This is a genomic window from Lysinibacillus sp. FJAT-14222 (assembly GCF_001278875.1).
GTDB classification, from domain to species: domain Bacteria; phylum Bacillota; class Bacilli; order Bacillales_A; family Planococcaceae; genus Lysinibacillus; species Lysinibacillus agricola.
Genome location: NZ_LIYL01000001.1, coordinates 150,747 through 174,668 on the forward strand (window position 1 = coordinate 150,747; position 23,922 = coordinate 174,668).

Below are 23,922 nucleotides of genomic sequence, written 5' to 3' on the forward strand. Positions count from 1 at the left end.
AGTCAAATTTTATAATGAAACCTTTTTGATGGAAAAATCATTATTTAATAGCGCCCAATTTTGTGGGAAAGGGAAACCTAATGCCCAATAGCTAATACCTCGAAGATTATATTCCTTCGTCATATCAAACTTAGCTTGTGCACTTCTAGCATCTTCAAACCATACCTCATGATTTCTACCTTGTTCATCAACATAATGAAAATAAGGTGATTGTGCGGTCCTATCATATTGTATAGTTGCGCCATATTTTACTGCTCTGTTAATCGCTTCTTGAGAGCTGAATGTTTCTGCCTCTTGCCCTTTAACATGCGGTAGAAGCCAATCGCGAGCATAAATTTGAAAGCCTAAAAATATTTTGTTAGCAGGCATTACTGATAACGCATATTCTACAACTTTTCTCATTTCATTAATTGGTGAAATTGCTTGCGGCGGACCAAGTCGGTAACCCCACTCATATGTCATCAAAACTACAAAATCTGCAATTCTTCCGTGTGCCTCATAATCATGTGCCTCATATAAAGTTCCTGCCTGAGTTGCGCTCGTTTTCGGGGCAAGTGCTGTTGATACTAGGAATCCTTTTGGATGAAGACGATCAACAGCTAATTGGAGGAAAGTGTTATAATTCTCTCGATCTGCCGGAAGAACGTTTTCGAAATCAACATTTAGAACTTTATATCCCTTTTCCTGCATCACCTCCAGAGCATTGTTGATGACCTTTTCCCGTAGTTCTGCACTAGATAAAATAACATGGGATAAGTTGGAGCCTGTTTGTGTGGAAGAGAAGTTCGTAAGGGTTAGCATAGGTGTAATATTTTTGGCAATAGCTGCATCAATCATTTCTTTATCTTGTATAGGCTGTAATGAGCCATCCTCCTTCATCATATAAGCAAAGGGGCTAAAATAAGTAAGCAGATGACCGATAGCGTTAATCGAACGCACAGCTTCTTCAGGCTTTTGATACGTATAGGCATTTACTTCAACGGAAGGTTTTGCTCTCGGAATAATCAAACTCGTACCAACATAAATCATATTTGGGTTAGAGATACCATTTTCTAAAGCGATTGCTTGAACGGTCGTACCATATTGATTGGCAATTTGCGATAGAGTCTCTCCTGACTGCACAATATGTGTAGTGGGTGGAATAACAAGTCTAGTTCCAGGCGTTAAAACATCTGGATTCGTTAAATGATTTTCTGTGATAATCGATTGAATAGGTACACCGTATTGTTTAGCTATTGACCATAAAGTATCGCCCCTTTTTACAATATGGGTTGTGTAAGGAGAGGGGATAACGAGTGATTGTCCGATTACTAATTGATCTGGATTAGATAATGCGTTTATTTGGATAATGGAATTGATAGGTACGGAATAGTGGTTTGCAATTTGCCAAAGTGTTTCACCAGCGCTCACCACATGAATAATCATTAGGACACCTCCTAGGTGGTTTCAATATATCATCATATGTATGAATGAAGAAAATGAGCATTTATCTTTAATTATTACTGGATAAAAAAATTTAAACTTCATATTCTTTCCAAGTGGTATGCATAGGATAGAACATATGCATTGCATCATTTGAGAAAGGAGCTGGATTTTGAAGAAAGTAAAGCTCACAGGAAGAATTGTTATCCCTGATGATCCGGATTATGACCTAGCAAGAACAAATAATAACTTAAATGATCCAAAATTTCCGAGTATCATTGTGTTTTGTCAAAATACGAAAGACGTTATCCATGCATTAAGATCGGCGAGAGAAAATAATGAACCATTTCGAATCAGAAGTGGGAGACATAATTATGAAAATTATTCATTATTAAATGAAGGTCTTGTTATAGATGTTAGTGAAATGAATGAAATAACAATTAACATGAAAGATATGACAGCGAGAATTGAAGCGGGTGCTAATTTAGGAAAAGTGTATCGGGTATTATGGGAAAATGGTTTTACAATCCCCGCAGGAACTGAAGGTAGTGTAGGGGTTGTTGGTTTGACGCTTGGAGGAGGAATTGGCATGCTATCGCGTCCATTTGGGCTAACATGTGACAGTCTACTAGAACTTGAAATGGTTGTTGCAAATGGTCATGAAGGGGCTGAAGTAATCCAAGCTGACAAGCAAAGAAATAGTGATTTATTTTGGGCAAGTTGTGGCGGGGGCGGTGGAAATTTTGGCATCGTTACAGCTCTTACATTTAAATTGCATCCTATTTCTAACGTATCGATTTTCTCCATTACATGGGGATGGGAAGATTTTGAACGAGCATTTGACGCATGGCAAAAATGGGCACCGTACACAGATGAACGCTTGACCTCACAAATTGAGCTTAAATCTAAGGAAGTTGGCGAAATTGTAGCTCAAGGTGAGTTTATAGGTGCAGCATCTGAACTAAAGAAACTACTCCGCCCAATAAGAAAAACAGGTTCACCAACGAATATATGGGTAAAGGAAGTACCATATATTAAAGCCGTAGAATTTTTTGACTTACCGAGTGGCAATAAACCAGATCTTCGTAAAAGGTCAGGATCCTTTATTGAAAGACCATTCCCTCATGCGGCCATTGTACAAATGAAAGAATTTTTAACGAATGCTCCAAATAGAAATACGACCATTTGGCAGCAATCTCTTAGAGGCGAGGTAAGTCAAATTGCGCCAAATCGAACAGCCTATTATTATAGGAATGCTTTAATTGCTCAGGAGTATATTACTTCATGGAAAAAGCCTAAAGAAGAAGAAAAAAATATTCAGTGGGTGGAAAATTTAAGACGGGCTTTGTCACCTTACACTACTGGTGATTATGTAAATTTCCCAGATCGTTTTATAAAAGATTGGCCAACTGCCTATTATGGTCGTAATCTTAGAATGCTTAGAGAAGTAAAGGGAAGATATGATCCGTTCAATGTATTTAATTTCCCTCAAAGTATTCCGCCAAATAAAAAATGGCTTTAAATGATGGATAAGAGATACTTAAAAATAAGAAAGAGCAGAATGTAGAGTTTCATATTAGTATAGTCATTGCTGCTCTTTTCTTTCTATTTTCCTTCTGCAAGTAATTTGTTAATTGCTGGAATATCGGCAGGTGCGAAATTTAGATCTAGAAGTTGATTTCGAGGAACCCATCTAATTTCAGCGTGTTCTAGCACGACAGGCTCCCCCTTTATGATTGAAGCCTTATATGTTTCTAAACGTACAATGAATTTTTCGTATTCATGAATGGTATCTTCTACTTTTTTCCCAACTTGTATCGAGCAATTAAATTCCTCTAATATTTCACGGGTTAAAGCTTGTTCAGGTGATTCACCATCCTCAATTTTACCGCCAGGAAATTCCAAATAGTTTGCTAGTACCATATTAGGATTTCTCAACGCACAAAAAAATTCATGCTTGTCATTTTCTATAATTGCACCTACTACATGTACATTTTTTTTCATTCATGTTCATCCTTAAGTTTATTTTTGAATCTTAGCCATCACCCAAAATGGGAATTGCATTGTATTTCTAAAATATTGAAAATTATAACATGTATTTCTGAATTTACCCATTATCTAGTGGTTAATAATTTGTCTCATAACGTGTGGTTGATTTCCGTTCCGACTGGGCGCTTTGTAGCTGCCGCTTTGCTTTCGCTACAGAAAACAATTGCCGCTGACGCTTCGCTTTCGCACAGATAAAACATTGCCGCTGTTGGTCACGAAGGCGTTATCACAGGACGTGATGCTCTTAGCCTTCGTTCCTCTATTGCTAATCCCCAAGGAGTCGCCCAGTCGTAACGAAGATCAACTAATATAATATCTTTTACTTTTGGTGCTTTCCTGGAGGTATCTAATGAGTCAATTATTGATCGACAGTAAAATAACAATAAAACTGTTTTTTGCATGACTATGTAATTTGTCGTTTTCTACTGTATAATAATGAACAGTAAATAGGATAAAGGCGGTACGAAGTACGATGAAAAGAATTGAATCTACGCAAAATGCGTTAGTGAAATATTGGAAAAAGCTAGCGGCGACACGTAAAGAGCGTGAAAGATCAGGGGAATTCATAGTTGAAGGATTCCATTTAGTAGAAGAAGCATTAAAAAATAAAGAGCAGGTGCTGCAGCTAATTGTTCGTGAAGGTGTAGATTTACCAATGCTTTGGCCGATTGATAATGTAGCCGTCGTTGAAGTAACATCGGCTGTTGCCAAGGAGTTTGCTGAAACGGAGACTTCTCAAGGTGTATTTGCAGTTTGTAAGCAGCCTTTGTTAGAAGCAGAAGTAATGGTTTCATGGCGCAAAGTGCTACTTATTGATGCTGTCCAAGATCCAGGAAATATTGGGACGATGATTCGTACAGCGGATGCGGCTGGTTTAGATGCAGTAATTCTCGGTAAGGGTTGTGCAGATTTATATAATCCTAAAACACTTCGTTCTGCACAAGGCTCACATTTCCATATTCCTGTCCTCCGAGGTGATTTAGAGGAATGGATTGAGCAGCTACAGGAAAATGGTGTACCAGTATTTGGAACTGCCTTAGATGAGGATGCAGTTGTCTATAGTGATATTGAGCATACGGGTGCATTCGCTATAATGATGGGGAATGAAGGAAGTGGCATTCATCCACAACTACTTTCGATGACAGATCAAAATATTATTATTCCAATTTTTGGACAGGCAGAGTCTCTAAATGTAGCAGTGGCAACAGGAATAGTTTTATATGGATTTGTTAAGTAATTAATAAAAGGAATTTCAACTGCGGTTATAAGTATTTGATAAAATCGTTAAAAGTAGTCTTATTACCAAAATTTGCAGATGACATTTTTAAAAATATATACCCTGTGTATTAGTTGATCTTCGTTACGACTGGGCGACTCCTTGGGGATTAGCGTCACAGATGAGACCCTGCAGCGAAGCGAAGCGGCTCATCGGACGCCCCCAGGAAGCTCTGCTCTGTGCGAAAGCGAAGCGACAGCAACAAATGTTTTTTGTAGCGAAAGCAAAGCGGCAGCTACAAAGCGCCCAGTCGGAACGGAAATCAACCACACGTTATGGTGATGAGCCTAAAATTGCAGATAGAACCATCAATATCGATGGTAATAGGCACATGGCTCTTGATTTGAATTGGTATAGTATTGTATAATCACTTTTAAAATGTAAACTAAAATGCTTTGACCGGGAAGTAGTAAAGATTGTGAATGGACGACAGGGAGCGTAGGCCGGAGATTGAGAGCCAGCGCCGTACCAATGCAGTTTTGAATTCATCTCGCGAGCAGCTACCGGGACCAGCGAAATGCTGTAAAGGTTTGCCGGCTTTAATCTAGTCGTTATGTCAATGAAGTGATTGCGAGGAGTTTGCCTTGCAATAACTAGGGTGGTACCGCGAATATGTCCTCGTCCCTTTTTTAGGGGCGAGTTTTTTTGTGCCATCATTTGGCATTATCTTCATTCAGTAAAAGACTCCCACCTTTGAAGGTGGTGAGATAAATGCGGATGTGGTTCCTTTTCAGTGGGTGTCCAAACACCTACTGAATGAAGATAAAGCCTCCGGCGGATGTCACGGATTTTCAAAGGAATGAATATGGGATGTTAGCCTAAAATCTTCGCATCCTGCGAAAACGGCTAACTGACCTGCATCGGTAAAAACGCCACGTCCTGTGGCATTACCGAAATGACCGACATCGTGTCGGCCCTCGTGCAGGCCCGGGTACAATTCAAAATCCGGACGCATTGTTTATCTGTAGCGAAAGCAAAGCGACAGCTACAAATGTTTTCTGTGCGAAAGCGAAGCGACAGCAACAATTACGCCAAGGCGAAATTGATTTAATCAAGGAGGGTTTATTACATGGAAGAGCAATTAAAGCAATTAGAGCAAGAAGCACTTGCTAAAATTGAAGCGGCAGCAAATTTAAAGGAACTAAATGATGTGCGAGTAGCGTATCTAGGAAAAAAAGGACCTATCACTGATTTATTAAAAGGGATGGGGAAATTATCAGCTGAGGAACGCCCGAAAATGGGTGCCTTAGTCAATACAGTTCGTGAAAAGGTTACAGCTGTATTAGAGGAAAAAGCGACTGTGTTAGAGGAAGCGGCAATTGCTGAAAAATTAGCAAGTGAGTCGATTGATGTCACTTTACCTGGCCGTGAAATTAAAGTTGGGAATCGCCATCCATTAACACGCGTTATTGAAGAAATTGAAGATTTATTTATCGGTATGGGCTATGAAATTGCAGAAGGTCCGGAAGTGGAGAAGGATTATTATAACTTCGAGGCACTGAACTTACCGAAGGGACACCCTGCTCGTGATATGCAAGATTCGTTTTATATTTCCGAGGAAATATTATTACGTACGCATACATCTCCTGTGCAAGCTCGCACAATGGAAGATAAGAAAGGTGAATCAATTCGCATTATTTGCCCAGGAAAAGTATTCCGCCGTGACAACGATGATGCTACACACTCACACCAGTTCATGCAAATTGAAGGGCTAGTTATTGGCGAAAATATTCGTATGAGTGACCTTAAAGGTACTTTAGATACTCTTGCGAAAAAAATGTTCGGTGCAGACCGCGAAATTCGACTTCGACCAAGCTTCTTCCCATTCACAGAGCCATCTGTTGAAATGGATATTTCTTGCTTTAAATGTGGTGGTTCTGGCTGTAACGTATGTAAAGGCACAGGCTGGATTGAAATTTTAGGTGCAGGTATGGTGCATCCTAATGTACTTGAAATGGCTGGCTATGATCCGAAGAAGGTTTCTGGCTTTGCATTCGGTATCGGTGCTGAACGTATCGCAATGTTGAAATATGGTGTCGACGATATTCGTCATTTCTATACAAGTGACACACGTTTCTTATCACAATTCGAGCGAACAGAGGCGTAAGGGGGATAAAAAATGTTAGTATCATTAGAATGGTTAAAAGATTATGTAAGTACACAGGATTTAACGCCTGAGGAGTTAGCTGAAAAAATTACGCGCTCTGGGATTGAAGTAGATGCAGTAATTGACCGTGCTAACGCAATGGATAAAGTTGTTGTTGGCTATGTCGTATCAAAAGAGAAACACCCTGAAGCAGATAAATTAAATATTTGCCAAGTGGATGTTGGTGAAGCTGAACCACAACAAATTATTTGTGGTGCGCCAAACGTTGATGCTGGTCAAAAAGTTATTGTCGCTCGTCCAGGTGCACATTTACCAGGCGGCATTAAAATAAAAAAAGCAAAACTTCGTGGACATGAATCAAACGGTATGATTTGTTCATTACAAGAGTTAGGAATCGAAGGGAAACTTGTTCCTAAAGCATATTCTGAAGGTATTTATGTACTTCCTACTGATGCTGAAGTCGGCTCGGATGCCCTTGCTATTTTAGGTCTACGTGACACAGTATTAGAGCTTGGTTTAACACCAAACCGCTCAGACGCGTTGTCAATGCTAGGAGTAGCGTACGAAGTTGGCGCAATTCTAACTGAAGAAGTAAAATATCCAGAAATCGCCTACAGCACATCTTCTGAAAAAGCAGAAGACATGTTAAAGCTTCGAGTAGAAGATTTACAAGCAAACCCAATGTATGTAGCAAAAGTTGTGAAAAACGTAAAAATCGCGGAATCACCGATGTGGCTACAAAATCGCTTAATGGCAGCAGGCGTACGCCCACATAATAATGTTGTCGATGTTACGAACTACATTTTAATGGAATACGGTCAACCGCTTCATGCCTTTGACTACGATAGCCTAGCAACAGGTGAAATCGTAGTGCGTAAAGCAACAGAAGGCGAAAAAATGACAACTTTAGATGACCAAGAGCGTACATTAAAGGCAACAGATTTAGTCATTACAAATGGTAAGGAGCCAGTAGCTATCGCAGGTGTAATGGGTGGTGCAAACTCTGAAGTAAATGATTCTACAACAACTGTTGTAATCGAATCTGCTTACTTCGACGGCTTAACTGTACGTCAAACATCACGTCATCTTGGACTTCGTTCAGATGCTTCTGCTCGCTTTGAAAAGGGTGTCGACCCTAACCGTGTGTTACCTGCTGCAGAACGTGCTGCAGCACTACTAGCTAAATTAGCTGGCGGTGAAGTGTTAGAGGGAACATGCATCGTGGATGAACTAGATAAATCACCAGCACGTGTTGTCGTTTCTCCAGATTTTATTAATGAACGTTTAGGTATGAAAATTTCGTTAGAAGAGATGTTGTCTATTTTAGAGCGTCTTAAATTTGGCGTTGAAGCAGCAAATGGTTTACTAATCGTTGATGCACCAACACGTCGTCAAGATATTAAAATTGAAGAAGATATCGTAGAGGAAATTGCTCGCCTATACGGCTATGATGAAATTCCGATGACTTTACCAGAGGGAGCAAACCAAGTAGGCCGTCTAACACCATACCAAGCAAATCGTCGTGTAGTTCGTAGTTACATGGAAGGGGCAGGTCTTTACCAAGCTGTCACTTACTCATTGACTTCAGATGCATTGTCACAACGCTTTGCATTGAAAGCTGAGCCGGTAACACGTTTACTAATGCCGATGAGTGAGGACCGTTCAACACTACGTCAAAGTCTTATCCCGCATTTAATTGAAGCTGCTGCATATAATGTGGCGCGTAAGGCTGACAATGTGGCATTGTATGAAATTGGTTCAGTATTCCTTGGTCAATCAGAAGAGGGGCTACCATATGAAGAAGAGCATGTGGCGGCAGTAGTAACAGGAAAATGGCTTGACCATGCTTGGCAGGGGGAGAAAAAAGCAGTAGATTTCTTCGTTTTAAAAGGCATTGTAGAAGGTGTTATCGGCAAGCTTGGTTTAGAGGACCGTATTTCATTTGTGAAAGCTGAAGTAGATGGATTACACCCAGGACGTACTGCTAGCATTCTTTTAGACGGTGAACAAGTCGGTATTATCGGTGGATTACACCCAGCAGAACAAAAAGCATGGGGTGTAAAAGACACATATGTAATGGAAATGAATCTAGTAACATTATTAAATGCTACTGCAAAAGAAGCACCTCTAGGTTATACACCAGTGCCTCGTTTCCCAGCAATGTCTCGTGATATTGCACTTATCATGGACCGTACAACAACAGCTGGAGAGGTTATTGCTGCGATTCGCTCAGCAGGCGTGAAATTATTGAAAGACGTTCGTGTATTCGACGTATATGAAGGTGAAAAAATGGAGGCTGGTAAAAAATCAGTGGCATTCTCACTAATATACTTCGATCCAGAGCGTACATTAACAGACGATGAGGTTGTTGCAGCACATAATAAAGTATTAAAAGCTATCGCAACAATTGAAGGCACAGAAGTACGCTAACTTAATAACTATTGTAAGCTGTCTCGTAATGAGGCAGCTTTTTTATGGTTCAATAGTATTTTCGATGAAATTTACTCCCTATTAACGGATCTTATATGCCGTTATAAAACTGTTGCAAATAGCAGAAGTATGAGTCAAATGGAGTGATGGAGAGGAGATATTTTCAACCTAAACTTTTTAGAAATAATAAAAAATAAATCATTAGTATTTATTAGCTTGAAATAAATTCTTCTAAAATGAAAATGATAAATTTTTGATATAAAGAATTTCGCTAACTACAGTCGAGGGCAAGTCATGTAAACTTGTAATCAGCTGGAGTATAGCGAAATTTTTTTATTTGTCTATAAGACCAAATTTTTCAGGAAAAGCCTGATTAGTTTTATTTCATTTTCCTAGCTTTTTCTGTATTAGCAAAATGCCATTTCGTAATGGAGCGTAAAAATTCTTCACCTTGCCCACGCCAAATACGTGCTGCTGATGCATCCACCTTTGCCGAAGCTCCCTTCAATAACTCAATACCGGCAATCTCACTCAGTCGATCCATCTCCTTTAAAAATGCCGCACGAGCTAATATCGATGCAGATGCTACTGAAACATGTAATTGCTCAGCTTTCGTAGAAAATAGTACATCATCTCGAACAATTTCACGTTCATTTTTCAAGTAATTGTAATACACACCACGTTCTGCAAACTGATCTATCAATATATGCTCTGGTTTTTCGGGTGCCATTTTTGACAGTGCATTTTTAAGTGCTCTATTATGCATCATAGCCTTCATTTTGCCCTGAGAGTAGCCCCGTGATTGTAATTCGTTATATTTTTCGTTGCGTAGTACAAGCACGCTGTGAACGCAAGCTGCACGTAAATCTGGTGCTATTTTACGCATATAATCATCCGTTAGCATTTTTGAGTCCTTGACACCAAGCGCGTTTACTAACTCAATTTTTGATGAAGGCACATATACAGCGGCAACTGTAATTGGACCGAAATAATCGCCAGTACCAGTTTCGTCTGAGCCTAGCACTGACATTGTAGCAAAACCTTCTGGAAGAACGTCGCCCTTTGCTCCTATCGCCGATGATTTTTGTTTATTTTTTACTTCTATGTTTCCCCAGCGTGCAGCTTCTCGCTCAGCTCCACCCCCTTGGAACATTAATTTACCTGATTTGTACATCGTAATGGCCGTATCTGGCAGCTTTGCAGCAAAGATTACGCCAGGTGCTTTACGTTCTACAAAATGATTTGCATAGAAAGACATCACCTCTTTTTGTTTATTTGATGATATTGAAAGTACAATATTTGACATTAAATCGTTCCTTTCTGTCCTGATTGTTCACAATTTTATACCTTTCATGGTATGATAATAAATAGCTTTTTTGTGTGATGCTGCTCACAATCGAAAAATCGTGAGCGCAAAGATTATAAAGGAGGGTGCGACTATGGAAAATAAAGAAAAGAATAAAATTTCCGTGGAAATATATGGTCATACATATAAAATGGTCGGCTCTGAATCCATTGGACATATGCGACTTGTCGCTTCGATTGTTGATGACCGTATGCGCGAGATGAATGTACATAATCCCTCACTTGATAGCACAAAGCTTGCCGTTCTTACAGCAGTAAATACCGTTCATGATTATTTACTATTAAAAGAACAAATAGAGCAACTAGAAGAAGAATTGAAAAAATTAAAGGGTTGAAGTGAATGTTAGATTTAATCATATTAGTGTTGCTATTAGCTGGGCTCATTGTTGGAGCAAAACGTGGTTTCATCGTACAGATGATGCATATCGTTAGCTTTATAGTTGCCCTAATTGTTGCGTATATTTATTATAAACCATTAGCACAAAAATTTGTTTTTTGGGTTCCGTATCCTGGTGTAACGGATTCAGGTAGTCTTGGAGTAGTCATTGATAGCCTGGATTTAGACCGCACTTTTTACCAGATCGTGGCCTTTGCCGTTATTTTCTTTGCGGTGAAAATTACATTGCAAATTGTGGCATCGATTTTTGATTTTATAGCGTATTTACCTGTGTTAGGCACATTGAATCGTTGGCTTGGAGCACTGTTTGGCATGATTGAAAACTATTTAATTATGTTTATTTTGCTATACATCCTTGCTTTATTGCCAATTGATCTTATTCAAAGTTTAATGTCGAAGTCGTTGTTAAGTGGTTTAATTTTGGAACATACACCGATCATTACAAATATGTTCCAAAACTGGTGGTATATTTATATGCAATAGCAAACTGTGCACTTCTCTCGGTTTTGAGGGAAGTGTTTTTACGATAGGAGGAATTTCCAGTGAACAAAAAAACAATTATTCGCACACTTGAGAAAATTGCATTGTATATGGAATTACAAGGGGAAAATCCATTCAAGGTATCTGCCTTTCGAAAAGCTGCTGCTGCACTTGAGGGAGACGAGCGCTCATTAAGTGAGATGGAGGATGTAACAAAGCTTAAAGGTATTGGTAAAGGGACAGCTGCTGTTATTGAGGATTTAATGACAACTGGGGAATCAAGCTTATTAAAAGAATTAGAAGAAATTGTACCAAAAGGGTTGCTCCCATTATTAAAACTTCCAGGCTTAGGTGGTAAAAAAATAGCCAAGCTTCATCAAGAGTTAGGAATTGATTCTGCGGAAAGTTTAAAGGCTGCTTGTGAGGCATGCAAAGTTCGTGAGCTAGCAGGCTTTGCAGCAAAAACCGAAGAAAAAATTTTAAAGGAACTTGCAAATTTAGCAAATCGTTCCGAACGTTTACCGATTTGGCAGCTAGAGCCTGTTGTTTTACAAATTGAAGCACTTCTAGGTAGTATGGAAAAAGTGGAACGTTTTTCTGTTGCTGGAAGCTTCCGTCGCGCAGCAGAAACAAGTAAAGATATTGATTTTATTGTTGTAACTGAAGCAGTTGAAGCTGTACGTGAAAAATTACTGAAAGAGCTCTCTATACAAGAAGTAGTGGCAGCTGGTGATACAAAGATTTCAGTTATTTTAGATTTAGAAGAGCCAGTGAGCGTAGATTTTCGATTAGTGAAGGATGCTGAATATGCAACGGCCTTACATCATTTCACAGGCTCAAAAGATCACAATGTCCGCATGCGTCAAATTGCTAAAGCCCGTGGTGAAAAGATTAGTGAATATGGCGTAGAGCAGGCAGATAGCACAGTATTGACATTTAAGGATGAAGAAGAATTTTTTGCACATTTCGATTTACCATTTATTCCACCTAGTTTGCGCACAGGTACAACGGAATTTGACAAAACAGAAGACATTAAAAGTCTAGTAAAACTAGAAGATATTAAAGCAGACTTACATATGCATACAACGTGGTCTGATGGTGCATACTCTGTAGCTGAAATGGGCGAGGCATTAATAGCGCGTGATTATCAATATAGCGTTATTACTGACCATTCACAATTTTTAAAAGTAGCAAATGGTTTAACGCCGGAGCGTTTGATAAAGCAACGTGCTGAAATTGAGGCATTTAATGAAACACATCCAGATTTTCAATTATACGCAGGAACAGAAATGGATATTTTGCCAGATGGTTCCCTCGATTTTGAAGATGATGTGCTGAAAGAATTAGATTTTGTCATTGCTTCCATTCACTCTAGTTTTACACAATCACAGGAAAAAATAATGGCGCGTTTACTTACTGCGATGCAAAATCCGTATGTCCATATGATCGCCCATCCAACTGGTCGCATTATTGAGGATCGAAATGGCTATAATCCAGATATGGAGCAATTAATTGCTTGGGCAAAGGAATATGGTAAAATTTTAGAGTTAAATGCGAATCCATATCGTCTAGATTTATGTGTTGAACATTTAGAAATGGCTTTAACAGCTGGCGTACCCGTAGCAATCAATACGGATGCCCATGATATTGCTCATTTACGCTTTATGGATATTGGGGTGCGCTACGCAAACAGGGCATGGTTGAAAAAGGATATGATTGTGAATACATGGACGCAAGAGCAATTTGAAGCGTTCATTCGACGAAATAAATAGGTTGAGGAGGTGTTCTCAGTGATCGCAGAACGCGCATTGAAAACACTAGAATATGATAAAGTACGTCAACAAGTGGCTACATACTGTACTTCATCAATCGGCAAATCAGCCATTGATGAACTTGTACCACAAACAGACTATGAAAAAGTTGTACAATTATTAGAAGAGATGGATGAAGGACTCTCCATTTTACGTGTTAAAGGCAATGTACCGATGGGTGGAATTTTTGATGTACGACCAGCTGCAAGGCGTGCACAAATCGGTGGCATGCTTTCAGCGATGGAATTAATGGAAGTCTCAAGTACGATTCGAGCAAGTAGAATTCTTCGCAATTTTATTGAAGATTTAGAATCAGAAGAAGTGATTGAGATCCCTCATTTCATCGTCAAAAAGGAGTCAATGCCTGTTTTAACAGGCTTGCAACATGAAATTAATAACTGTATTGATGACAATGGCTCAGTGCTAGACTCTGCAAGTCAAACTTTGCGTTCAATTCGCCAATCTTTACGCGCTGAGGAGGCTAAAGTACGTTCTAAGCTTGAAAGTCTTACTCGTGGGAGCAATGCTGCAAAAATGCTCTCAGATGCACTTGTAACGATTCGTAATGATCGCTTTGTTATCCCGGTTAAGCAAGAGTATCGTCATCATTATGGTGGAATTGTGCATGACCAATCATCTTCTGGTCAAACATTATTCATCGAGCCAGATTCGGTTGTACAAGCGAATAATGAAATTCATCGATTAAAAATGAAGGAGCAAGCTGAAGTTGAACGTATTTTACTTGCTTTAAGTGCAATGGTAGAGGAAGTAGCTCCGGATTTATTTAACTTAGTAAAAGTTCTAGGTGAAATAGACGTTATTTTAGCAAAAGGCAAGTATGGTCAAGCAAACAAATGTACAATGCCTAAAATGAATAACGATGGCTATATTCGTCTTGTGCGTGCACGTCATCCACTTTTACCGATTGAAACGGCAGTTGCTAACGATATTGAATTTGGGAAAGACATTACGGCAATTGTTATTACAGGACCAAACACTGGTGGTAAAACCGTGACTTTAAAAACAGTTGGACTGAGTACATTAATGGCACAGGCCGGGTTACCAGTACCTGCACTTGATGGTTCAGAGCTAGCCGTTTTCAAGCAGCTTTTTGCGGATATTGGAGATGAACAGTCAATTGAGCAATCATTGTCAACATTCTCTTCTCATATGGTCAACATCGTAGATATTTTACAAAAATTTGATGACGAATCACTTGTGCTATTTGACGAATTAGGTGCCGGTACAGATCCTCAGGAGGGGGCAGCTCTGGCCATCTCTATTTTAGATGAAGTACATGGTCGAGGTGCCCGCGTTATGGCAACGACGCACTATCCTGAGCTAAAAGCATACGGCTATAATCGTCCAGGGGTTGCTAATGCAAGTGTGGAGTTTGATATTGAGACGTTGAGTCCAACATATCGTCTACTTATCGGTGTACCAGGTCGCTCCAATGCATTTGAAATCTCAAGTCGCCTTGGCTTACCAGAGTCGATTATTGACCGCGCAAAAAGCTTTACAGGTACAGATCGCCATGAAGTGGAGTCAATGATTGCTTCACTAGAAGAGACTCGTCGTCAATCCGAAGATGATGCAGAACGCTCTCATGAATTAATGATAGAGTCTGAAGCACTACGAAAAGAGCTACAAGAAAAACTACAAGCTTACGATGACCGCAAAGAGGCACTCGATAAAAAAGCGAAAGAAAAAGCTCGTAAAATTGTTGATGAAGCAAAAAGAGAAGCAGAATCAATTATTGCAGAGCTTCGGGAAATGCGCAAAAATGCAGACCAAGTTGTCAAGGAGCATGAGCTTATCGAAGCTCGTAAACGATTGGAAGAAGCGACACCGCTTGAAGACAATAAAGTGCTGAAAAAAGCGGCACAAGTAAAGGCCCGTGCACAAAACTTAGTTGTCGGAGACGAGGTAAAGGTGTTAAGCTATGGTCAACGGGGTACATTGCTCGAAAAAGTATCGAATTCCGAATGGGTTGTCCAAATGGGTATTTTAAAAATGAAAATCTCAGATAGTGATCTGGAGTACATTAAACCTGAAAAGGAGCCTGTGCAACGTATTGCAGGTGTGAAAAATCGCACCAGCCAAGTAAAATTAGAATTAGATTTACGCGGCGAGCGCTATGAAGATGCCATTTTACGTACGGAAAAATATATTGATGATGCCTTACTTGCTAATTATGGGCGTGTGTCAATTATTCACGGTGTCGGTACAGGTGCATTGCGTCAAGGAATTCAAACCTATTTGAAAAAGCATAAGCGTGTTAAATCCTTCCGTTTTGGTGAAGCCGGTGAGGGGGGCTTAGGCGTCACGGTTGTGGAATTGAAATAAGCTGTAAAGGGGACGGAGAAAATGCTGAATTCTAGCTTTTGGCGATATCCAATTATCGAAACGGCAGGATATTTTAGTGTTGTTGTGTTATGTTTAGTCGTCTCGATGGCATTGTTCGAAGTCGTTACGAAATATAAAAATTGGGAAGAAATTAAGAATGGTAATGTCGCTGTGGCACTTGCAACAGGTGGGAAAATACTGGGGATATGCAATATTTTTCGCTTTTCCATTGCACGCCATAGCACGTTAAGTGAAATGATTGGCTGGGGTCTTTTTGGCTTTACATTACTTATTGTTGCGTATTTCTTATTTGAATTTATGACACCACGTTTTAAAGTCGATCAAGAAATCGAAAATGATAATCGCTCAGTCGGCTTCATTTCCTTTACTATATCAGTCGGTCTATCGTTTGTAATTGGGGCAAGTATTGCATAGGAGTGTAATGATATGGAAAAATTAGCGAAAGTACTAATCGTTGTCTGCATCGCATTTTTGGCAGTCGGTGTCTACTATATGATGACCATTTAACTTAGAAACGCATCCTTTTGTGAGGGTGCGTTTCTTTCGTTTTAATGGGTAAAGAGAAGAACTGCTCGGGTAGGTAGCGACGGAAAGGAGAGTCAGAGAGACGGAAAGAAGAGTCGAAGTGACGGAAATAAGTCAGGGAGACGGATAGGAAAGCTAGAGCGACGGAAAGAAGAGTCGAAGAGACGGAAAGAAGCCAGGGAGACGGATAGGAAGGCTAAAGCGACGGAAAGGAGAGCCAGAGCGACGGAAAGAAGAGTCGAAGTGACGGAAATAAGTCAGGGAGACGGATAGGAAGGCTAAAGTGACGGAAAGAAGAGCCAGAGCGACGGAAAGAAGAGCCGAAGAGACGGAAAGAAGAGTCAAAACGACGGAAAAGAGTAAAGAACTGCTCAGGCCCGAAGAGAAACCGATCAGGTTGAGTGTGTAATCGCTCCAAAAGATAAAAAACTTCAATACCCTCGAAAAAAATCATAAGTTACATCATCCTCACATCAAAACTATCACACAAAAATACTAAAACCTATTAATATTCCTTCATCTATCTAAAAAGTCATCATTGAATCAATTTCATAAACCATATTTTCCAAGAGCTTAGACTGCTCCTATTAAGATAAATTACGTTTTTAAAAATTATGCTGCTTGAGTTTGTGTTTGTAATAAAGCATTCAGACGATCTACTGCTAATTTGCAGGCATTATAAATAAACGTCACCAGGTTGAAATGAAGTTTTGCTTTTCTTCCTGTTCTGTGACGGACATTGTTTAACTGAAAATATTGCTTTAAGTATGCATTTACACGTTCAACGGCTGTGCGCTCTTTATATAGTTGTTTCCAAAGTTCAGAGCCTCGTGCTGGATACGTGAATTTTCGTAAATCCGTGTCACATTTGATTTTGAAAACCTTCTGACAGAGGGAATCATTACGTAACGGACAGGTTGCACATTCCTTTGGTCTTGTGAATTTTAGTGTTCGGTACTTTTCATCGAAGCTGTCGTAACAGTAGCTGTGTTCACGTACACATGTCGGTCTGAAATGCTCATCAAATCCAAGATACTCGCCTTCATTGCGGACATTGTAAGGAATAACCGCACGCATTTGATACTCGTGTAATTGACTGTAAATAGGTTCATAATCATACCCTGCATCCAATATAGCGGTCGTGAAATGCTCTGGAAATTGGTCTTCTACTTTCTTTAAAAGAGGAATCGCTGCTTTACTATCTGACAAATTAGCAGATGTCATGAGGCGTCCAACGATATATTGCCCCTTTGTTGTTACCGCGAGATGCCCTTTAAAGCCAAACCAAAACGTATTTTTGCCGTCACTGTTCTTTTTGATGCCCCAATACGGTTCGATGGGCGCATCTTGCCACAGTGTTTCTAGTGGTGTATCGAGTTGGTCCTTGATTTCTTTTTCATAAGTTGACTGATTGGCTTTGATTTTTGCTTGTTCCATAAGCCAAGCGTCTCGTTCTTCTTTTGATTTTCGTCCACGTTTTTTGGGTGGTGCAGGTTCTTTTTTCTCCGAAGGTTTTGCCGCATCGCGTGATTCGAAATGTGTGGCATCTATCGCGAGGTGTTTATCACAAATGAAACCTTCTATAAAGGCTGTTTGAATCAATGTATCTTGCATGTGATCGAGCACATCTGATTGACTAATGACGTCGATCATACGCGAATAGGACGCTTCAGATGGAACCACGTCTGAAACGAGAAAACCGCAATCGAATCGAAATAAAGGATCGTTGACTAAACGTTTGATTAAATCCTTGATCGTTGGAATCCGCTCAACAATACGAACAATGAGTGACTGTATCATGGCACCGTAATTTAATTCACGTGGGGCACCACGTAATGTCTTTTTTGAAAACAACTGAAAAATAGGTTGCACGTCGAAAGTGGCAAAAATCGCATCAAAACGACGGGAACTTTCCATTTCCAATAATTCTTGGATGTCAAATAGGCTCATTTGTTTTACAATAGTCATAGGGCATTCACCTCATTCAGTATGTTAGTTTCGTCGCTACCATTATACCGAATTTGGGGAGGTGCCCGTTTTTTATTGTTTTAGAACCCTTGATACTAAAGGGACTAGAATTATGAAATTAACTCCATTAAATAATTATTTTTTGAATATAGAAATATTAGCTCAGTCTTTTGCATAAAAAAAGAAAGAATGAATGAGGATTCATAAGGCGTACTGATCCAAAATCCTTAGAAATATAGTTATATAAATGTTGTGAAACGCATAATAATTAATCGAAAATGCAATTATTTTCTATTTTGTGTTTGAAAGTGTATTTCTTTTTCATTATAATTAAAATAAGAGTTTACAAAGTTTGGGACAAAGGGGAGAGGACGTATGACAACAAAACCATGGCTAACAAATTATCCTGAAGAAGTACCATCGTCTTTAACGTTTGAGGAAATTCCTGTGCAAGAGTTTTTAACGCGTGCCTATAAAAAGAATCCATCCAAAGTTGCGATTCATTTTATGGGTAGGGATTTGACGTACACCGAGCTATATGAGTCAGCGCTAAGGTTCGCAAACTATTTACAAGCCCTTGGAGTAGAAAAAGGAGATCGCGTGGCTATTATGCTGCCAAACTCACCACAAAGTGTAATCGCTTACTACGGGGCGATGTACGCTGGAGCGATTGTCGTACAAACAAATCCACTTTATACTGAGCGTGAACTTCAATATCAAATGGCTGATTCAGGTGCGAAAGTTATTTTAGTGATGGATATTTTATATCCGCGTGTCATGAAAATCATAAAGGAAACTACACTTGAAAATGTAATTGTCACAGCCATTAAAGATTATTTACCATTTCCCAAAAATTTAGTTTATCCATTTATTCAAAAAAAGCAGTATGGTTTTAGTGTAAAGGTTGAACATAGTGGTCAAAATCATCTATTTTCAGAAATTATGCGCTCTACGCCAATCAAGATGATTGATATCCCATTTGATTTTGAAGAGGACATTGCTCTGCTTCAATATACAGGTGGTACAACAGGCTTTCCTAAGGGTGTTATGCTGACCCATAAAAACTTAATTGCCAATACAACAATGTGTGATTCATGGATGTATAAATGTGTACATGGTGAGGAAACCATTATGGGTGTACTACCATTCTTCCATGTTTATGGTATGACTACTGTTATGTTATTATCAGTTTTCACGCAAAATAAAATGGTGCTATTACCAAAGTTTGACGCAGAAACAGCATTGAAAACGATTGATAAGCAAAAACCAACTCTATTCCCAGGTGCACCGACTTTATATATTGGTCTATTAAATCATCCGGATATTGCAAAGTACGACTTATCGTCCATTAAAGCATGCTTAAGTGGCTCTGCTTCACTGCCAGTAGAGGTGCAAGAGAAATTTGAAGCGGTAACAGGAGGAAAGCTTGTAGAAGGATATGGTCTAACAGAAACTTCTCCTGTCACACATTCTACACCAATTTGGGGTAAGCGTGTCATGGGCTCGATTGGTTTACCTTGGCCAAATACGGATTCAATAATTTTACGTACAGGGGATACGGAGGCACTTCCAGTCGGTGAAGTTGGTGAAATAGCTGTAAAAGGGCCACAGGTTATGAAAGGCTATTGGAATCGACCTGAAGATACAGCAGCATCGTTCGTAGATGGCTGGTTTTTAACAGGTGATCTGGGCTATATGGACGAGGAAGGCTATTTCTATGTGGTTGATCGTAAAAAAGATTTGATTATCGCAGGTGGATTTAATATTTACCCTCGTGAGGTAGAGGAAGTACTATATGAACGAGAGGAAATCCAAGAATGTGTAGTTGCGGGCATACCGGATCCATATCGCGGAGAAACAGTAAAAGCTTATATTGTTTTAAAAGAAGGATATTCGATAACAGAAGACGAATTAAATAAATATTGCCGTCAACACTTGGCTGCTTTCAAAGTTCCGCGCTACTATGAGTTTAGAGATGAGTTACCGAAAACAGCAGTCGGGAAAATTTTACGTCGTACGTTAGTGGACGAAGAAAAAACGAAATTGGCGAATAAAGAAGCAAAATAAATACGTGATAAAGTATTGACAAGCAAAGATGTAAATTATAATATGAAAATATGAATGAATGACCATTCATATTTTCATATTTTTTTAGGTCAATACGTCACATCCTTAGCTAGGTTAATAGATTACTGTTCATTGAAGGATGACATCATGTAGAAAAATTAGAATCTTTAATCGAGCATGAATGTAGACGTGCGCAAGTTTTTTTAGGTGGTGATATAAAAGTGAAACGTGATAAGCCAAAATATAAGCAAATTATTGATGCAGCTGTCATCGTTATTGCAGAGAATGGGTATCACCAAGCACAAGTATCGAAGATCGCCAAACAGGCAGGGGTGGCCGACGGAACAATCTATTTATATTTTAAAAATAAAGAAGATATATTAATTTCTGTCTTTAATGAAAAAATGGCTGTTTTTGTAGAGTCATTACAAGATATAATAGAAAATGGAAGTACGTCTAAAGACAAACTTTCACGAATGATAGAAAATCATTTTAATGTTCTAGCGACAGATCGATACCTAGCAACCGTCACTCAATTAGAACTACGACAATCGAACAAGGATTTACGACTAAAAATCAATTCGGTGTTAAGAGAGTATTTACAATTACTTGATCAAATTTTAATCGAAGGTATGCTCTCTGGTGAGTTCAATCAAACGATGGATGTACGCTTGGCACGTCAAATGGTATTTGGAACAATTGACGAAACCATTACGTCGTGGGTCATGAATGACTATCGATATGATTTGATGGAACAGGTTCCAAAGGTTCAGGCATTAATCCTGAACGGCATTAAAGCTTAAAAGGATGTGGAGAAATGGAATTTCTAAGTTGGAAAGTAGAAGATGGGGTAGCAATTATTACGATTGCACGTCCGCCAGCAAACGCATTATCCCGCGGAATCATTACCGAAGTAAATGCTGTGCTAGATGCCGTAGAAAACGATGACGCTGTACGTGTCCTTGTACTTCACGGTGAAGGTCGTTTTTTCTCAGCAGGTGCCGACATTAAGGAATTTACAGAGGTTGGATCTGGCGATGAATTTACGAAGCTAGCTAGCAACGGTCAGCAAGTTTTTGAGCGAGTTGAATCGTTCTCTAAACCTATTATTGCTGCAATTCATGGTGCCGCACTAGGTGGGGGTCTTGAACTAGCAATGAGCTGTCATCTGCGCTATGTGACAGAATCTGCGAAATTAGGGCTACCTGAATTACAATTAGGTCTTATTCCAGGTTTCGGGGGTACACAGCGTCTACCACGATATGTAGGGGTTGCGAAAGCTGCAGAAATGATGTTTACAAGTGAGCCAATTTCTGGTGCAGAAGCCGTGCAATGGGGCTTAGCGAATCGTGCGTTTACAGATGAAGCATTACTTGAAGAAACGCTAAAGGTAGCGAAGAAGATTGCGAAGAAGAGCCCGGTTGCTTTAAAAGCAGCTATTCAAACATTGCAATATGCTAAGCATGCTTCATTCTATGAAGGGATTGAGGCAGAAGCAAAATCCTTTGGCACAGTATTCGTTTCGGAAGATGCTAAAGAGGGAATTCAAGCATTTATTGAAAAACGCGAGCCTGTGTTTACTGGCAAATAATATTCCATCAGTGTCGATAGCGACTTGAAAAAGTGTTATCGACGTTATCGACACTGAAAATATATAATATTTATAAATTTACTTAGAAATAAAAAACGTTTCAGGAGGTATGGATATATGAACATTTTTGCATTAATTAAACGTACGTTTGATACAGAAGAAAAAATCGTTGTGTCAGGTGGTAAAATCCAAGAGGATGGCGCAGAATTCATCATCAATCCTTACGATGAATATGCAATTGAAGAAGCAATTCAAGTACGTGACGCTGCTGGCGGTAAAGTAACAGTTGTTTCAATTGGTGGCGAAGATGCAGAAAAGCAATTACGCACAGCTCTTGCAATGGGAGCAGATGAAGCGGTTCTTATTAATACAGAAGACGATCTAGATGAACTGGATCAAAATGCAGCTGCATATATTTTAGCTGAGTATTTAAAAGATAAAGACCCTGATTTAATTTTAACAGGAAACGTTGCAATTGACGGAGGTTCTGGTCAAGTAGGCCCACGTGTTGCAGATTTACTAGACATTAATTATGTAACAACAATTACAAAGCTTGAAATCGACGGAACATCTGCGAAAATTGTGCGCGATATCGAAGGTGATTCAGAAGTTATCGAGACATCTTTACCACTTTTAGTAACAGCTCAGCAAGGTTTAAACGAGCCACGTTACCCATCTTTACCAGGTATTATGAAAGCGAAGAAGAAACCGCTTGCAGAACTTGAGTTAGATGATTTAGATATCGATGAAGATGATGTAGAAGTTAAGGTAGAAACAGTTGATATTTTCTTACCAGCTCAAAAGGCAGCAGGTCGTGTTCTTGAGGGCGAACTTTCTGCACAAGTAAAAGAACTAGTAAACCTACTTCATACAGAGGCGAAAGTAGTTTAAGTCATCTGATAACGCAAATCGAATCTTAAAGGGTAACGGAGGGAATATACTATGTCAAAAAAAGTATTAGTATTAGGTGAAGTTCGTGAAGGAAGCTTACGTAATGTTTCTTTCGAAGCAATTGCAGCTGCAAAGCAAATCGCAGATGGCGGTGAGGTTGTTGGTGTTCTTTTAGGAGATGCTGTGGCAAATTTAACAGGTCCATTATTTGAATATGGTGCTGATCGTGTTATAACGGTGGAGCATCCACATTTGAAACAATATACATCTGATGGCTATGGTCAAGCTTTATTAGCGGTTATTGAACAAGAAAAGCCAACTGGTATCGTGTTTGGTCATACTGCAAACGGTAAAGATTTATCGCCAAAAATTGCAAGTAAATTACAAGCAGGTCTTGTATCCGATGTAACATCTATTGAAGGTGCTGGCGATGATGTTGTATTCATCCGTCCAATTTATTCTGGCAAAGCTTTTGAAAAAGTTAAAGTAAAAGACGGCTTGGTTTTAGCTTCAATTCGTCCAAATAATATTGCACCATTAGAAAAAGTGGCCGGTAAATCAGGTGATGTAGCTTCTATTGCTGTAGATATTACAAACCTTCGTACAATCATTAAAGAGGTTGTACGTAAATCTTCAGAGGGTGTCGATCTTTCAGAGGCAAAAGTAGTTGTAGCAGGTGGTCGTGGCGTAAAATCAGAGGAAGGCTTTGAGCCATTAAAAGAGTTAGCAGATTTACTTGGTGGTGCAGTTGGTGCTTCACGTGGTGCATGTGACGCTGAATATTGTGACTACTCACTTCAAATTGGTCAAACTGGTAAGGTAGTAACACCTGACCTTTACATCGCAGCAGGTATTTCTGGAGCAATTCAGCACTTAGCAGGTATGTCCAACTCAAAAGTAATTGTTGCGATAAATAAAGATCCAGAGGCAAATATTTTCAAAGTTGCGGATTATGGTATCGTAGGTGATTTATTTGAGGTTGTGCCTCTACTAATCGAAGAATTTAAAGCGTTAAAAGTGAATGCATAATTCATAATTTGTTGTCGCAGGGAGGATGTCTCTTCCCTGCTTTTTTGTGTTTTAATGTTTACTGTTTTGAAAGTTATTGCAAAATAAGATATTGACAGAGTTAATTTTAGACCGTATAGTGATGAATAATAATTTAACTTCTTTCAG

General features: G+C 39.3%; 20 protein-coding genes. 16 read left to right on the forward strand and 4 right to left on the reverse strand.

All coding sequences use genetic code 11. From position 1 onward, the window contains the following. Positions 1–9: 9 nt before the first annotated feature. On the reverse strand, positions 10–1,425 hold the full coding sequence (locus tag AN161_RS00585; RefSeq protein WP_053592432.1) for a LysM peptidoglycan-binding domain-containing protein: 1,416 nt from the start codon (positions 1,423–1,425) through the stop codon (positions 10–12). Between the two features lie 169 nt (positions 1,426–1,594). Between AN161_RS00585 and AN161_RS00590 the strand changes: the two genes are divergently transcribed. Then, on the forward strand, positions 1,595–2,944 hold the full coding sequence (locus AN161_RS00590; protein WP_053592433.1) for an FAD-binding oxidoreductase: 1,350 nt from the start codon (positions 1,595–1,597) through the stop codon (positions 2,942–2,944). A gap of 83 nt (positions 2,945–3,027) precedes the next feature. On the opposite strand, the gene AN161_RS00595 is transcribed toward AN161_RS00590, so the two are convergent. Beyond that, a complete protein-coding gene (locus AN161_RS00595; RefSeq protein ID WP_053592434.1) occupies positions 3,028–3,426 on the reverse strand; it encodes a (deoxy)nucleoside triphosphate pyrophosphohydrolase in 399 nt (132 codons plus the stop codon). Positions 3,427–3,943: 517 nt separating this feature from the next. Between AN161_RS00595 and AN161_RS00600 the strand changes: the two genes are divergently transcribed. From AN161_RS00600 to pheT, 5 genes are all read left to right on the forward strand, one after another. Then, positions 3,944–4,708, forward strand: coding sequence for an RNA methyltransferase (locus AN161_RS00600; protein WP_053592435.1), 765 nt, complete (start codon positions 3,944–3,946; stop codon positions 4,706–4,708). Between the two features lie 141 nt (positions 4,709–4,849). After that, positions 4,850–5,029: a hypothetical protein gene (locus AN161_RS00605; RefSeq protein ID WP_143114528.1), complete on the forward strand. Its 180-nt coding sequence runs from the start codon at positions 4,850–4,852 to the stop codon at positions 5,027–5,029. Positions 5,030–5,642: 613 nt separating this feature from the next. After that, positions 5,643–5,798 (forward strand): hypothetical protein, encoded by a 156-nt coding sequence (locus AN161_RS29320; protein WP_158002942.1) that lies wholly within the window; start codon positions 5,643–5,645, stop codon positions 5,796–5,798. 18 nt (positions 5,799–5,816) lie between these two features. After that, the gene (pheS, locus tag AN161_RS00610) at positions 5,817–6,854 is read left to right on the forward strand and encodes a phenylalanine--tRNA ligase subunit alpha (RefSeq protein WP_053592437.1); all 1,038 of its coding nucleotides are present in this window, start codon (positions 5,817–5,819) and stop codon (positions 6,852–6,854) included. A gap of 12 nt (positions 6,855–6,866) precedes the next feature. Further along, positions 6,867–9,284 (forward strand): phenylalanine--tRNA ligase subunit beta, encoded by a 2,418-nt coding sequence (gene pheT / locus AN161_RS00615; RefSeq protein WP_053592438.1) that lies wholly within the window; start codon positions 6,867–6,869, stop codon positions 9,282–9,284. A gap of 379 nt (positions 9,285–9,663) precedes the next feature. Here the strand turns inward: pheT and rnhC are convergent, their stop codons facing one another. Next, the gene (gene rnhC, locus AN161_RS00620) at positions 9,664–10,590 is read right to left on the reverse strand and encodes a ribonuclease HIII (protein ID WP_053592439.1); all 927 of its coding nucleotides are present in this window, start codon (positions 10,588–10,590) and stop codon (positions 9,664–9,666) included. A gap of 133 nt (positions 10,591–10,723) precedes the next feature. Between rnhC and zapA the strand changes: the two genes are divergently transcribed. Genes zapA through AN161_RS00645 form a run of 5 tightly spaced genes read left to right on the forward strand, consistent with a single transcriptional unit; the run spans position 10,724 to position 16,118 of the window. After that, the gene (gene zapA / locus AN161_RS00625; RefSeq protein ID WP_053592440.1) at positions 10,724–10,984 is read left to right on the forward strand and encodes a cell division protein ZapA; all 261 of its coding nucleotides are present in this window, start codon (positions 10,724–10,726) and stop codon (positions 10,982–10,984) included. Between the two features lie 5 nt (positions 10,985–10,989). Further along, entirely contained in the window at positions 10,990–11,529 is a 540-nt protein-coding gene (locus AN161_RS00630) for a CvpA family protein (RefSeq protein WP_053592441.1), read from the forward strand. A gap of 59 nt (positions 11,530–11,588) precedes the next feature. Continuing rightward, positions 11,589–13,298 (forward strand): DNA polymerase/3'-5' exonuclease PolX, encoded by a 1,710-nt coding sequence (gene polX / locus AN161_RS00635; protein WP_075807143.1) that lies wholly within the window; start codon positions 11,589–11,591, stop codon positions 13,296–13,298. A gap of 18 nt (positions 13,299–13,316) precedes the next feature. Beyond that, positions 13,317–15,683 carry an endonuclease MutS2 gene (locus tag AN161_RS00640; protein WP_053592442.1) on the forward strand — a complete coding sequence of 789 codons (2,367 nt, stop codon included), beginning with the start codon at positions 13,317–13,319 and terminating at the stop codon, positions 15,681–15,683. Positions 15,684–15,704: 21 nt separating this feature from the next. After that, positions 15,705–16,118 (forward strand): DUF350 domain-containing protein, encoded by a 414-nt coding sequence (locus tag AN161_RS00645; protein WP_053592443.1) that lies wholly within the window; start codon positions 15,705–15,707, stop codon positions 16,116–16,118. A gap of 723 nt (positions 16,119–16,841) precedes the next feature. Here AN161_RS00645 and AN161_RS00650 read toward each other — a convergent pair. Then, the gene (locus tag AN161_RS00650; RefSeq protein ID WP_053592444.1) at positions 16,842–18,197 is read right to left on the reverse strand and encodes an IS1182 family transposase; all 1,356 of its coding nucleotides are present in this window, start codon (positions 18,195–18,197) and stop codon (positions 16,842–16,844) included. Positions 18,198–18,572: 375 nt separating this feature from the next. Here AN161_RS00650 and AN161_RS00655 point away from each other — a divergent pair, with 375 nt between their 5' ends. The 5 genes from AN161_RS00655 (at position 18,573) to AN161_RS00675 (ending at position 23,775) form a co-directional block, all read left to right on the forward strand. Continuing rightward, a complete protein-coding gene (locus tag AN161_RS00655) occupies positions 18,573–20,264 on the forward strand; it encodes an AMP-binding protein (protein ID WP_053592445.1) in 1,692 nt (563 codons plus the stop codon). 221 nt (positions 20,265–20,485) lie between these two features. After that, a complete protein-coding gene (locus AN161_RS00660; protein WP_053592446.1) occupies positions 20,486–21,067 on the forward strand; it encodes a TetR/AcrR family transcriptional regulator in 582 nt (193 codons plus the stop codon). Positions 21,068–21,081: 14 nt separating this feature from the next. Further along, positions 21,082–21,855: an enoyl-CoA hydratase gene (locus AN161_RS00665; RefSeq protein WP_053592447.1), complete on the forward strand. Its 774-nt coding sequence runs from the start codon at positions 21,082–21,084 to the stop codon at positions 21,853–21,855. A 117-nt stretch (positions 21,856–21,972) separates the two neighbouring features. Next, complete coding sequence (locus tag AN161_RS00670; protein ID WP_053592448.1) at positions 21,973–22,746, forward strand: electron transfer flavoprotein subunit beta/FixA family protein; 774 nt, start codon at positions 21,973–21,975, stop codon at positions 22,744–22,746. Between the two features lie 51 nt (positions 22,747–22,797). Beyond that, positions 22,798–23,775 carry an electron transfer flavoprotein subunit alpha/FixB family protein gene (locus tag AN161_RS00675; protein ID WP_053592449.1) on the forward strand — a complete coding sequence of 326 codons (978 nt, stop codon included), beginning with the start codon at positions 22,798–22,800 and terminating at the stop codon, positions 23,773–23,775. The last annotated feature ends 147 nt before the right edge of the window (positions 23,776–23,922 follow it).

Excerpts from the sequence above, each read along its gene's own strand:
- AN161_RS00585 (WP_053592432.1), bottom strand. The coding sequence starts at position 1,425 with ATGATTATTCATGTGGTGAGCGCTGGTGAAACACTTTGGCAAATTGCA.
- AN161_RS00595 (WP_053592434.1), bottom strand. The coding sequence starts at position 3,426 with ATGAAAAAAAATGTACATGTAGTAGGTGCAATTATAGAAAATGACAAG.
- AN161_RS00600 (WP_053592435.1), top strand. The coding sequence starts at position 3,944 with ATGAAAAGAATTGAATCTACGCAAAATGCGTTAGTGAAATATTGGAAA.
- AN161_RS29320 (WP_158002942.1), top strand. The coding sequence starts at position 5,643 with ATGACCGACATCGTGTCGGCCCTCGTGCAGGCCCGGGTACAATTCAAA.
- pheS (WP_053592437.1), top strand. The coding sequence starts at position 5,817 with ATGGAAGAGCAATTAAAGCAATTAGAGCAAGAAGCACTTGCTAAAATT.
- pheT (WP_053592438.1), top strand. The coding sequence starts at position 6,867 with ATGTTAGTATCATTAGAATGGTTAAAAGATTATGTAAGTACACAGGAT.
- rnhC (WP_053592439.1), bottom strand. The coding sequence starts at position 10,590 with ATGTCAAATATTGTACTTTCAATATCATCAAATAAACAAAAAGAGGTG.
- zapA (WP_053592440.1), top strand. The coding sequence starts at position 10,724 with ATGGAAAATAAAGAAAAGAATAAAATTTCCGTGGAAATATATGGTCAT.
- AN161_RS00630 (WP_053592441.1), top strand. The coding sequence starts at position 10,990 with ATGTTAGATTTAATCATATTAGTGTTGCTATTAGCTGGGCTCATTGTT.
- AN161_RS00645 (WP_053592443.1), top strand. The coding sequence starts at position 15,705 with ATGCTGAATTCTAGCTTTTGGCGATATCCAATTATCGAAACGGCAGGA.
- AN161_RS00650 (WP_053592444.1), bottom strand. The coding sequence starts at position 18,197 with ATGACTATTGTAAAACAAATGAGCCTATTTGACATCCAAGAATTATTG.
- AN161_RS00655 (WP_053592445.1), top strand. The coding sequence starts at position 18,573 with ATGACAACAAAACCATGGCTAACAAATTATCCTGAAGAAGTACCATCG.
- AN161_RS00665 (WP_053592447.1), top strand. The coding sequence starts at position 21,082 with ATGGAATTTCTAAGTTGGAAAGTAGAAGATGGGGTAGCAATTATTACG.
- AN161_RS00670 (WP_053592448.1), top strand. The coding sequence starts at position 21,973 with ATGAACATTTTTGCATTAATTAAACGTACGTTTGATACAGAAGAAAAA.
- AN161_RS00675 (WP_053592449.1), top strand. The coding sequence starts at position 22,798 with ATGTCAAAAAAAGTATTAGTATTAGGTGAAGTTCGTGAAGGAAGCTTA.